This window comes from Streptomyces beijiangensis (assembly GCF_017315755.1).
GTDB classification, from domain to species: Bacteria; Actinomycetota; Actinomycetes; order Streptomycetales; family Streptomycetaceae; genus Streptomyces; species Streptomyces beijiangensis.
Map to the genome: position 1 here is coordinate 1 of NZ_JAFLRJ010000198.1, position 11521 is coordinate 11521.

Here is an 11521-nt window from a genome sequence, read left to right on the forward strand (position 1 = left end):
GCCCCCCGCAGCGAGCACACCCCCGCCTCCTACGTCCTGCGCGTGAACGGCGCCGACCGGCCCGTCACCGACGCCTGGATCGGCGAGTCGCTGCTCTACGTCCTGCGCGAGCGCCTCGGCCTCGCCGGGGCCAAGGACGGCTGCTCGCAGGGCGAGTGCGGGGCCTGCAACGTCCAGGTCGACGGACGCCTCGTCGCCTCCTGCCTGGTGCCCGCGGCCACCGCCGCGGGATCCGAGGTCCGTACGGTCGAAGGACTCGCCACCGACGACGAACCCTCCGACGTCCAGCGCGCCCTGGCCAAGTGCGGTGCCGTGCAGTGCGGCTTCTGCATCCCCGGCATGGCCATGACCGTCCACGACCTCCTGGAGGGCAACCACGCCCCCACCGAGCTCGAGACCCGCCAGGCGCTCTGCGGCAACCTCTGCCGCTGCTCCGGGTACCGGGGCGTGCTCGACGCCGTCGCCGAGGTCGTCGCCGGGCGCGAGGCGGCCGCCGCAGGTGCGGAGGAAGCCCGTATCCCGCGCCAGGCGCCCCCCGGCGCCGGCAGCGTTCAGCAGCAACCGCAGCAGCGTGACGGAGGCATGGCGTGAGCAACGACGCGGCCACGGCGACGACCCCCGAGACGATCGGCACCGAGCAGGAGCCGCCCGCCCACGGGCTCGGCGCGTCGCTCCCGCCCGCCGACGCGCGCGCCAAGGCGGAGGGCACCTTCCCGTACGCCTCCGACCTGTGGGCCGAGGGCCTCCTCTGGGCGTCGATCCTGCGCTCCCCGCACGCCCACGCCCGGATCACCGCGATCGACACCTCGGCCGCCGAGGCGATGGCGGGTGTACGGGCCGTGGTCACGCACGCCGACATCCCCGGCGACACGGCCCACGGACGCACCGTCGCCGACCGCCCGGTCTTCGCCTCCGACCTCGTACGCCACCACGGCGAGCCCATCGCCGCGGTCGCCGCCGACCACCCGGACACCGCACGCCTGGCCGTCGCCGCCATCGCGGTCGAGTACGAGCTCCTGGAGCCCGTCACCGACCCCGAGAAGGCCTTCGCCGCCGAGCCGCTGCACCCCGACGGCAACCTCATCCGCCACATCCCGCTGCGGTACGGCGACCCCGACATCACCGGCGACATCGTCGTCGAGGGGCTCTACCGCATCGGCCGCCAGGACCCCGCCCCCATCGGAGCCGAGGCCGGCCTCGCCGTGCCGCGCCCCGACGGCGGCGTCGAGATCTACATCGCCTCCACCGACCCGCACACCGACCGCGATCTGGCCGCAGCCTGCTTCGGTCTGGATCCCGACCGGGTCAAGGTCGTCGTCACCGGCGTGCCGGGCGCGACCGGCGACCGGGAGGACAGCGGCTTCCAGATCCCGCTGGGACTGCTCGCGCTGAAGACCGGCTGCCCGGTCAAGCTCGCCGCGACCCGCGAGGAGTCCTTCCTCGGCCACGGCCACCGCCACCCGACCCTGCTGCGCTACCGCCACCACGCGGACGCCGAGGGCCGCCTGGTCAAGGTCGAGGCGCAGATCCTCCTGGACGCGGGCGCGTACGCCGACTCCTCGTCGGAGTCCCTCGCCGCCGCTGTCGCCTTCGCCTGCGGCCCCTATGTCGTCCCGCACGCCTTCATCGAAGGCTGGGCGGTACGCACCAACAACCCGCCGTCCGGCCATGTCAGGGGCGAGGGCGCCCTTCAGGTCTGTGCCGCGTACGAGGGCCAGATGGACAAGCTGGCCGCCAGGCTCTCGATCGACCCGGCCGAACTCAGGCTCCGCAACGTACTGGCGACCGGTGATCTGCTGCCTACCGGCCAGACCGTCACCTGCCCGGCCCCCGTGGCCGAACTCCTGCGCGCGGTACGGGACTTCCCGCTGCCCGCGCTGCCCAAGGACACCCCGCAGGAGGACTGGCTGCTGCCCGGCGGCCCCGAGGGCGCGGGTGAGCCCGGTGCCGTACGCAGAGGTGTCGGCTACGGCGTCGGCATGGTCCATATGCTCGGCGCCGAGGGCAAGGACGAGGTCTCCACCGCCACGGTGAAGGTCCACGACGGGGTGGCGACCGTGATCTGCGCGGCGGTCGAGACCGGCCAGGGCTTCTCGACGCTCGCCCGGCAGATCGTCCAGGAGACCCTGGGCATCGAGGAGGTGCACGTCGCCTCCGTCGACACCGACCAGCCCCCGGCGGGTCCCGCGACGCACGGCAGGCACACCTGGGTCTCGGGCGGCGCGGTCGAGCGGGCCGCCAAGATGGTCCGCACCCAGCTCCTCCAGCCCCTCGCGCACAAGTTCGGGATGTCGACGGAGCTGCTGCAGATCGCGGACGGCAAGATCACCTCGTACGACGGTGTGCTGTCGACCACCGTCACCGAGGCCATGGACGGCAAGGAGCTCTGGGCGACCGCCCAGTGCCGCCCCCACCCGACCGAGCCGCTCGACGAGAACGGCCAGGGCGACGCCTTCGTCGGGCTAGCGTTCTGCGCGATCCGCGCGGTCGTGGACGTGGACATCGAGATCGGTTCGATCCGGGTCGTGGAGCTGGCCGTCGCCCAGGACGTGGGCCGCATCCTCAACCCCCGCCAGCTCGTGGCCCGTATCGAGGCCGGGGTCACCCTCGGCGTCGGCGCGGCGCTCACCGAGAATCTGCGCACCACGCGCGGTGTCGTCCGCCACCCCGACCTCACCGGTTACGCCCTGCCGACCGCGCTGGACGCCCCGGACATCCGTATCGTCAAGCTGGTCGAGGAGCGCGACGTGGTCGCCCCCTTCGGCGCGAAGCCGGTGAGCGCGGCCCCCGTGGTCGCGTCCCCGGCAGCCGTGGCTTCCGCGGTACGGGCGGCCACCGGGCGCCCGGTCAGCCGGCTGCCGATCCGGCCGCAGGCCGCCGTGGTGGCAGCCCAGTGAGCGACCCCGAACTCGTAGGCGCGGCAACGGAGTTGGCGGCCGCCGGATGCCGAGGCGGGAACCACTCGATGGCGTCCGCGGTGCGGGCGGCCGACGGCCGGATCATCACAGGCCTGAACGTCTACCACTTCACCGGCGGCCCCTGCGCGGAGCTCGTCGCCATCGGGGCGGCCGCGGCGCAGGGCGCGTACGACCTCACCGCGATCGTCGCGGTGGGCGACGGGGGCCGGGGCATCGTGCCGCCGTGCGGCCGCTGCCGCCAGGTCCTGCTCGACTACTTCCCCGGGATCCGTGTCCTCCTCGGCAGCGGTGAGCACGTACGGGCGGTCCCTGTCAGGGATTTGCTGCCCGAGTCATACGTTTGGGCGGACCACCAGAGCTGAGCGGATGGCCGCGCAGGGCCACGGGTAGGGCTGACCGAGATCAGTGACCCCGCGGGAAAGGCCCCAGCGCAGTGGCGAAGAGTTTTGTCATGCCGGAGTTCTATCTGCCTCATCCGGCACGGCTCAATCCCCATCTGGAAGAAGCCAGGACCCACACCAAGGCGTGGGCCAGGAAGATGGGAATGCTGGAGGGCTCGGGGGTCTGGGAGGAGAAGGACCTCGACTCCCACGACTACGCGCTCCTCTGCGCCTACACCCATCCGGACTGCACCGCCGAGGAGTTGGCGACGGTCACCGACTGGTACGTCTGGGTCTTCTTCTTCGACGACCACTTCCTGAAGCTCTTCAAGTACTCGCACGACCGCGAGGGCGGCAAGGCGTACCTGGACCGCCTGCCGGCGTTCATGCCCATGGCGGACCCCGCCGACGGCTTCCCGGAGCCGCAGAACCCGGTCGAGGCGGGCCTGGCCGACCTCTGGGCCCGTACGGTCCCCGCCATGTCGATGGAGTGGCGCGCACGGTTCGCGGAGTCCACCGAGCACCTCCTCAACGAATCCCTCTGGGAACTCTCCAACATCAACGCGGGCCGTATCTCCAACCCCGTCGAGTACATCGAGATGCGGCGCAAGGTGGGCGGCGCGCCCTGGTCGGCGGGTCTCGTCGAGTACGTCACCGCCGAGATCCCCGCCGCCGTCGCCGGATCGCGCCCCCTGCGGGTCCTCAAGGACGCCTTCTCGGACGGTGTGCACCTGCGCAACGACCTCTTCTCGTACGACCGGGAGATCCATGAAGAGGGTGAACTCTCCAACGGGGTACTGGTGTTGGAGACCTTCCTGGGCTGTACGACACAGGAGGCGGCGGACGCGGTGAACGACCTGATCACCTCACGCCTCCAGCAGTTCGAGCACACCTTCCTCACCGAACTGGCCCCGGTCCTCGCGGAGGAGGGCGTGGACCCGAAGGGCGCGGCGGACACGCTGCTGTACGTGAAGGGGCTGCAGGACTGGCAGTCGGGCGGCCACGAGTGGCATGCGGCCTCGGGGCGCTACCCGGAAGGGCGGGGCGAGCGCGGCCTCGCGCCCTTCGGCCCCTCGGGGCCCGGCACTTCGGCCGCGGACATCAGGCGGCTGATCGGCGCGAGCGGTCTGGGCCGCCTGCGGCAGCACGCCCACCTGCCCTTCCAGCGGACCGGGCCCTCCCAACTCCTCGACTTCGACGTGCCGTTCCCCCTCACCCTCAGCCCGCACCTCGACGGCGCGAGGACCGCGCTGGTCGACTGGGCACACCGGATGGGGATGCTCGACGACATCTGGGACGAGCACAAACTCATCGGCTACGACTTCGCGCTCTGCTCGGCGGGCATCGACCCGGACGCCACCCCGGCGGAGCTGGAGCTGTCGGCGGAGTGGCTGACCTGGGGGACGTACGCGGACGACTTCTATCCGCTCGTCCTCGGACAGTCCCGCAACCTGCTCGCGGCCAAGGCCTCCAAGGACCGGCTGGCGGCGCTGATGACGGTGGAGGGCGAGTCGGCGGTCGTCCCCATGGACGCCATGGAGCGCGGTCTCGCCGATCTGTGGGCGCGTACGGCGGCTCCGCTGGACGCCGAGGGGCGGGCGTTCTTCCGGTCCACCGTCGACGAGATGCTGGACAGCTGGCTCTGGGAGCTGGCCAACCAGGCGTACCACCGGGTCCCCGACCCCGTCGACTACATCGAGATGCGCCGCAAGACCTTCGGCTCGGACCTCACGATGGCGCTGGCCCGCCTGCGCCACGGCCATGTGATCCCGCCCGCCCTCTACAACAGCGGTCCGATGCGCTCCCTGGAGGGCGCGGCCGCGGACTACGCGGCGCTGGTCAACGACGTCTTCTCGTACCAGAAGGAGGTCGAGTTCGAGGGCGAGCTGCACAACGCCCTGCTGGTGGTGCAGACGTTCTTCGGCTGCGACTACCCGGCGGCGCTCGCCGTCGTCGACGATCTGATGCGGGAGCGGATGCGGCAGTTCCAGCATGTCGCCGAGCATGAACTGCCGCTCCTGTACGAGGACTTCGGCCTGGATGCGGAGGGGCGGAAGGCGCTGGCCGACCATGTGCGCGAACTGGAGGACTGGATCGTGGCGATCCTGAACTGGCACCGGGGTACGCGCCGTTACGGCGAGGCGGAGCTGCTGGCCGACCGCCCCGGCATCCGCCCGCTGCCCTCGGCCCCGACGGGCATCGGCACGTCGGCGGCGCGGGTCTTCGTGGGCGGCTGAGGGCCCGCCGGGCCGGGGGAGCGCCCGCCGGGCCCGGGGCGGTCGCGTCAGTCGGTCACGGGTTCGCGGAGTTTCCGGCCCGGCAGGAGGAACAGGCCCGCCCAGATGGAGGCCCGTACGACGGCCGCCGCGGCGATCACCGTCCCGTACCCCTCCAGGTGCAGGCCCGTGTCCAGCTGCTTCGCCAACTGCCCCACCAGCAGCCAGATCAGCACGTCCTGGAGGAGCCCGCCGAGGGCCAGGAACGCCAGCACCTGGAGGGGTGCGGCGGGCTTCTCCGAGGTCGGGGCGATCAGGATGACCTTGGTCAGGATCCCGAAGGCGATGAGGGCCAGCAGGGCCGAGAGGTAGACGTCGCCGCCGTCCCCGACCGTCACCCCGGGCAGCAGCCCCATGGCCAGTAACACTCCGGCGAATACGCCGAGCCCGCGCCGTCCTTGATCTGTCATGGACGCGATGATCGCAGAAGCCGGGGCAGTTGTGGAGGCCCCGTGAAGGGATGCTTATGTGCCGCATGTGCCCTAATTGAGCATTTATTCCTATAGTGGGTGCCGTCGTACCGCATCCCGATGAGGAGTCAGCCGCATGAGCAATCTGTTCGTCGTCGCCTACAACGACCTCGCCACCGCAAACCAGGTGCGCGACAAGCTCTTCTCCATGAACCGTGAACACCTCGTCGAGCTGGAGGACGCGGTCGTCGTCGAGCGCCGCGAGTCCGACGGCAAGATCAAGCTGCACCAGTCCGTCAACCACACCGCCACGGGTGCCGCGGGAGGCGCGCTGTGGGGCGGCGTCATCGGCCTGCTCTTCTTCGTCCCGTTCCTCGGCGCGGCCGTGGGTGCGGCGGCGGGAGCGGCGGGTGGTGCCGTCACCGACACCGGTGTGAACGACAACTTCATGAAGGAGATCAGCGAGAACCTCAAGCCCGGCGCCGCCGCCCTCTTCGTGCTGGTCAAGCAGGCCGCGCGCGACAAGGTCGTCCCGGAGCTCGCACAGTTCGGCGGCCAGCTGGTGCAGACCTCGCTCTCCACGGAGGACGAGGAGCAGATCAAGGAGCTGGCTGCCGCGGCACGGGCCGGGAAGCAGTAGCGGCAAACAGAGTGGCCGCCCTCGCACCATGAGGGCGGCCACTCCGTCGTCTCTTCATTCCTTGAGGCCGTGACGGGAATCGAACCCGTGTGCTTCGCTTTGCAGGCGAATCCCTCAACCACTCGGGCACACGGCCACGTGAACTCGAATACCCCGACCGTAGGCGGCCGGGGCCAGGGCCTCAAGAGGGCGGGCGCGCCCGCAACGCGACTGCCATGCGCCGTTCATGGTCGTACGACCAAAGGCCGAGGCGGGCCCCTCCTCGCGACAGGGGTCAATGGGTATCGCGCCCCTTACGCTGAGCCCATGAACGTCCTGGAACCGCGCGACGCCGAGGTCGCGCCCACCTCCGTGATGCCCGCCGGGATTCCACCGGAGCCCGGGATCCTCGGCAGGACCCACCGCGCGCTCTCCCTCGGCATCATCACCGTCGTGCTGCTGATCGCCTTCGAGGCGACGGCGGTCGGCACGGCGATGCCGGTCGCCGCGCGCGAACTGGACGGCATCTCGCTCTACGCCTTCGCGTTCTCCGCGTACTTCACGACCTCGCTCTTCTCCATGGTCCTGTCCGGCCAGTGGGCCGACCGGCGCGGCCCCCTCGCCCCGCTGGCCACCGGGATCGCCGCCTTCGGAGCCGGGCTGCTGCTCTCCGGGACGGCGTCCTCGATGTGGCTGTTCATCGGGGGCCGCGCGGTGCAGGGGCTCGGCGGCGGCCTGGTGATCGTCGCCCTGTACGTCGTCGTCAGCCGCGCCTACTCCGAGCGGCTGCGCCCGGCGATCATGGCGGGGTTCGCGGCGAGCTGGGTGGTCCCTTCGGTGGTCGGGCCGCTGATCGCCGGCGCGGTGACCGAACATCTGGGCTGGCGCTGGGTGTTCATCGGCATCCCGGCGCTGGTCGTCTTCCCGCTCGCCCTCGCGCTCCCGGCGATCCGGCGCATGGCATCGGGCCCGGCGGACCCCGCGGCCCCCGTCCCGCCCTTCGACCGCCGCCGCATCCGGCTGGCGCTCGCGGTCTCGCTGGGTGCGGCGCTCCTCCAGTACGCGGGCGAAGACCTGCGCTGGCTGTCCCTGATCCCGGCCGCGGCGGGGGCGGCGCTGCTGATCCCTTCCGTACTCGGCCTGCTCCCGCGCGGCACCTACCGCGCGGCCCGGGGCCTGCCATCGGTGGTCCTCCTGCGGGGCATCGCGGCCGGCTCCTTCATCGCGGCGGAGAGCTTCGTGCCGCTGATGCTGGTGACGCAGCGGGGCCTGTCACCGACGATGGCGGGCCTCTCGCTCGCGGTCGGCGGTGCGACCTGGGCGCTGGGCTCCTGGGTCCAGTCCCGGCCGCGCCTGGAGCCGTACCGCCGGAGCCTGCTGGTCTTCGGGATGCTGTGCGTGGCGGTGGCCATCGCGCTGGCCCCCAGCGTGCTGATCCACTCCGTCCCGGTGTGGACGGTCGCGGTGGCCTGGGCCATCGGCTGCTTCGGCATGGGCATGGTGATCGCCTCGACGAGCGTCCTGCTGCTGAAGCTGTCGGCACCGGAGGAGGCGGGCGAGAACTCGGCGGCCCTCCAGATCTCCGACGGCCTGTCGAACGTGATCCTGCTGGCGGTGGGCGGCGCGACGTTCGCGGCGCTGGGCGGGGGAGCGGTGGGGGCGCTGCACGACACGGCGTCGGCCTCGCACCCGGCCGCCTTCGCGGCGGTGTTCCTGCCGATGGCGGGGGTGGCGCTGGTGGGGATGTGGGTGGCGACCCGGCTGGGCGGGCAGTCTAAGTAGTACCACTCTGACCCCACATAGTGGTACCATTTTGGTATGGCTATGAACCTGCGTCTTCGCGACGACCAGACCGAGGCTCTCAAGCAGCGCGCCGAGGAGGAGGGCACGAGCATGCACGCCATACTGCTCCGGGCGGTGGACGACTACCTGGCCCGTACCGCGCACCAGGCGATCGTCCGCAAGACGGGCAAGGAGCAGGTCGCCAAGTGGGCCGAGCTGATGGACCGGCTCAAGTGACCTGTGTCTACCTCGATTCCGAGGACGTGCTGGGCCTCGCGGCATTGGCCTGTCCCGAGATGCAGATCGTGGTCCGGGACGCGGGGCTGCTGGAGTCGGCGGTCCACCGTCCATCCGCAGCCATGTTCGGTGAAGAGGCGTACCCGGACCTGATCGACAAGGCTGCCGCGCTCCTTCAGTCCCTGGCGATCAACCGCCCGTTCTTCGACGGGAACAAGCGCACGGCGTGGGTGTCCTGCGTGTCGTTCCTCGCGATGAACGACATCCAGCTGCGGCCGGACATCGACGCCGCAGAACGCCTGGTCATCGAGGTGGCCACCGGGCGAATGGACGAGGTGAAGGTCATCGGGCAAGGTCTGCGCGACCTTGTCGACCCCGCCATGTGACACGGGTCGCACCTACGGATCCTCCGGCTCGTTCGCACGGGTTCACAACCGGGCCACCGGTAAGGTGGCCCGGTTGTCGTATCCCCGAGAGCCTGCGATCTGGAGACCGTGACTACTACCGCCTCCCACCACCTCTCACCCGCCTTCCCCGGCCGCGCCCCCTGGGGCACCGCCAGCAAGCTGCGTGCCTGGCAGGAGGGTGCCCTGGAGCGGTACCTCCAGGAGCAGCCCAGGGACTTCCTCGCCGTGGCGACGCCCGGCGCAGGGAAGACCACCTTCGCGCTGACGCTCGCCTCGTGGCTGCTGCACCACCATGTCGTGCAGCAGATCACCGTGGTCGCGCCGACCGAGCACCTGAAGAAGCAGTGGGCCGAGGCGGCCGCGCGCATAGGGATCAGGCTCGATCCCGACTACAGCGCGGGGCCGCTGAGCAAGGATTACCACGGGGTCGCCGTGACCTACGCGGGCGTCGGCGTACGCCCCATGCTCCACCGCAACCGCTGCGAGCAGCGCAAGACCCTCGTCATCCTCGACGAGATCCACCACGCAGGTGACTCCAAGACCTGGGGCGAGGCCTGCCAGGAGGCGTTCGATCCGGCCACCCGCCGGCTCGCGCTCACCGGCACACCGTTCCGCTCGGACACCAACCCGATCCCCTTCGTCGCGTACGAAGAAGGGAACGACGGCATCCGGCGCTCGTCTGCCGACTACACCTACGGCTACGGCAACGCCCTCGCCGACGGAGTCGTCCGGCCCGTCATCTTCCTCTCCTACAGCGGCAACATGCGCTGGCGCACCAAGGCCGGCGACGAGATCGCCGCCCGCCTCGGCGAGCCCATGACCAAGGACGCCATCGGCCAGGCCTGGCGTACCGCACTCGCCCCCACCGGCGACTGGATCCCCAACGTCCTCAAGGCCGCCGACACCCGTCTCACCGAGGTCCGCAAGGGCATCCCGGACGCCGGGGGCCTGGTGATCGCCACCGACCAGGAGTCGGCCCGCGAGTACGCCAAGATCCTGAAGAAGGTCACCGGCGAGAAGCCCGCCATCGTCCTCTCCGACGAGAAGGCCGCCTCCAAGAAGATCGACCAGTTCGCCGCGGACGAGTCGCGCTGGATGGTCGCGGTCCGCATGGTGTCGGAGGGCGTCGACATCCCGCGTCTGGCGGTCGGCGTGTACGCGACGACCATCTCGACCCCGCTGTTCTTCGCCCAGGCGGTCGGCCGTTTCGTACGGTCCAGGCGCCGCGGCGAGACCGCGTCCGTCTTCGTCCCCACCATCCCGATGCTCCTCGACTTCGCCAACGAGATGGAGCTCGAGCGCGACCACGTACTCGACAAGCCCAAGAAGGCGAGCGACGAGGAGAACCCCTTCTCGGAGGAGGACAAGCTCCTCGCCGACGCCGAGAAGCTGGAGGACGAGGAGACCGAGGAGCAACTCCCCTTCGAGGCACTGGAGTCGGACGCGGTCTTCGACCGGGTCCTGTACGACGGCGCCGAGTTCGGGATGCAGGCGCACCCCGGCAGCGAGGAGGAGCAGGACTACCTCGGCATCCCCGGCCTCCTGGAACCCGACCAGGTGCAGATACTGCTCCAGAAGCGGCAGACGCGGCAGATCGCGCACAGCCGCCAGAGGCCGGCCTCGGAGGCCGACCTCCTGGAGAAGCCGGCCGAGGCGCGCCCGGTCGTCACCCACAAGAAGCTCCTCGAACTGCGCAAGCAGCTCAACACGATCGTCTCCGCCTACACCCACCAGAGCGGCAAACCGCACGGCGTGATCCACACCGAGCTGCGGCGGGCGTGCGGCGGTCCGCCGAGTGCGGAGGCGACGGCGCATCAGATCCAGACGCGTATCGCGAAGGTCCAGGAGTGGGCCACGCGTATGCGCTGACGCAGATGCGGTGACGCGGGTGCTGGGGGTCGAGGGGGTGGCCCCCTGCTGGGGGTGCGGGGGTCGTCCCCCGCATGGCAGCAGCATCCACACGGAGCTGCGGCGGGCGTGCGGCGGTCCGCCGGGTGCGGAGGCGACGGCGCATCAGATCCAGGCGCGTATCGCGAAGGTCCAGGAGTGGGCCACGCGTATGCGATGACCTGCCACGCGTACGAACGAACGGCACCCAAAAGGAACGGCATCCCGGACAATCTGGATGCCGTTCTTCCGTAACTGCCCGGATTCTGGACTGCGTCTTCCGCTGAGCGGACCAGCTCGCTACTGTCCCCGGAACGCACACGCCCCGTGGCAGCGCCGCCTCGGAGCGCAGCCGGTGCCATGGCATGCCGGCGGCCTCTGCGCGCGACGCCGATGGGACCGGCGCCGCGATTCCGCGGATGTGCCGCCGCGACTCACCACTAAGGAGTGGGCGTCGTGACCGCGGAGACCTCTCAGACGCTCGACCGGGGACTTCGTGTCCTCAAGTTGCTCGCCGACACCGACCACGGCCTGACCGTCACAGAGCTGTCCACCAAACTCGGTGTCAACCGCACCGTGGTCTACCGGCTGCTCGCCACCCTCGA

The 11521-nt window shown here is 70.8% G+C and carries 11 protein-coding genes and 1 tRNA gene; 10 read left to right on the forward strand and 2 right to left on the reverse strand.

Annotation, left to right across the window (positions count from 1 at the left end; all coding sequences use genetic code 11):
• The 4 genes from J0695_RS21400 to J0695_RS21415 form a co-directional block, all read left to right on the forward strand.
• A partial coding sequence (locus tag J0695_RS21400; protein WP_206963734.1) for a (2Fe-2S)-binding protein occupies positions 1 to 591 on the forward strand: 591 nt, incomplete at its 5' end.
• The gene (locus tag J0695_RS21405) at positions 588 to 2897 is read left to right on the forward strand and encodes a xanthine dehydrogenase family protein molybdopterin-binding subunit (protein ID WP_206963735.1); all 2310 of its coding nucleotides are present in this window, start codon (positions 588 to 590) and stop codon (positions 2895 to 2897) included. The genes J0695_RS21400 and J0695_RS21405, both read left to right, overlap by 4 nt.
• On the forward strand, positions 2894 to 3280 hold the full coding sequence (locus J0695_RS21410; protein WP_307798712.1) for a cytidine deaminase family protein: 387 nt from the start codon (positions 2894 to 2896) through the stop codon (positions 3278 to 3280). Before J0695_RS21405 ends, J0695_RS21410 begins: the two co-directional genes overlap by 4 nt.
• A 71-nt stretch (positions 3281 to 3351) precedes the next feature.
• Positions 3352 to 5535: a terpene synthase family protein gene (locus tag J0695_RS21415; protein WP_206963736.1), complete on the forward strand. Its 2184-nt coding sequence runs from the start codon at positions 3352 to 3354 to the stop codon at positions 5533 to 5535.
• A gap of 47 nt (positions 5536 to 5582) precedes the next feature.
• Here the strand turns inward: J0695_RS21415 and J0695_RS21420 are convergent, their stop codons facing one another.
• A complete protein-coding gene (locus tag J0695_RS21420) occupies positions 5583 to 5984 on the reverse strand; it encodes a hypothetical protein (RefSeq protein WP_206963737.1) in 402 nt (133 codons plus the stop codon).
• A 136-nt stretch (positions 5985 to 6120) separates the two neighbouring features.
• On the opposite strand from J0695_RS21420, the gene J0695_RS21425 reads away from it, so the two are divergent.
• Positions 6121 to 6624, forward strand: a complete 504-nt coding sequence (locus tag J0695_RS21425) for a DUF1269 domain-containing protein (RefSeq protein ID WP_206963738.1) — start codon at positions 6121 to 6123, stop codon at positions 6622 to 6624.
• Positions 6625 to 6688: 64 nt separating this feature from the next.
• Here the strand turns inward: J0695_RS21425 and J0695_RS21430 are convergent.
• Positions 6689 to 6760, reverse strand: a tRNA-Cys gene (locus J0695_RS21430).
• Positions 6761 to 6930: 170 nt separating this feature from the next.
• On the opposite strand from J0695_RS21430, the gene J0695_RS21435 reads away from it, so the two are divergent.
• The 5 genes from J0695_RS21435 to J0695_RS44060 all read left to right on the forward strand — a co-directional run.
• The gene (locus J0695_RS21435; protein WP_206963739.1) at positions 6931 to 8385 is read left to right on the forward strand and encodes an MFS transporter; all 1455 of its coding nucleotides are present in this window, start codon (positions 6931 to 6933) and stop codon (positions 8383 to 8385) included.
• A 36-nt stretch (positions 8386 to 8421) separates the two neighbouring features.
• Positions 8422 to 8622, forward strand: a complete 201-nt coding sequence (locus tag J0695_RS21440; RefSeq protein WP_206963740.1) for a ribbon-helix-helix protein, CopG family — start codon at positions 8422 to 8424, stop codon at positions 8620 to 8622.
• Entirely contained in the window at positions 8619 to 9008 is a 390-nt protein-coding gene (locus tag J0695_RS21445; RefSeq protein ID WP_206963741.1) for a type II toxin-antitoxin system death-on-curing family toxin, read from the forward strand. Before J0695_RS21440 ends, J0695_RS21445 begins: the two co-directional genes overlap by 4 nt.
• A 99-nt stretch (positions 9009 to 9107) precedes the next feature.
• Positions 9108 to 10898: a DEAD/DEAH box helicase gene (locus J0695_RS21450; protein ID WP_206963743.1), complete on the forward strand. Its 1791-nt coding sequence runs from the start codon at positions 9108 to 9110 to the stop codon at positions 10896 to 10898.
• A gap of 474 nt (positions 10899 to 11372) precedes the next feature.
• Positions 11373 to 11521: helix-turn-helix domain-containing protein (locus J0695_RS44060; protein ID WP_372445810.1), on the forward strand; the 149-nt coding region annotated here is incomplete at its 3' end.

What these genes read in the sequence shown, in the direction of transcription:
- J0695_RS21420 (WP_206963737.1), bottom strand. Translation starts at nt 5,984, where the DNA reads ATGACAGATCAAGGACGGCGCGGGCTCGGCGTATTCGCCGGAGTGTTA.
- J0695_RS21425 (WP_206963738.1), top strand. Translation starts at nt 6,121, where the DNA reads ATGAGCAATCTGTTCGTCGTCGCCTACAACGACCTCGCCACCGCAAAC.
- J0695_RS21435 (WP_206963739.1), top strand. Translation starts at nt 6,931, where the DNA reads ATGAACGTCCTGGAACCGCGCGACGCCGAGGTCGCGCCCACCTCCGTG.
- J0695_RS21440 (WP_206963740.1), top strand. Translation starts at nt 8,422, where the DNA reads ATGGCTATGAACCTGCGTCTTCGCGACGACCAGACCGAGGCTCTCAAG.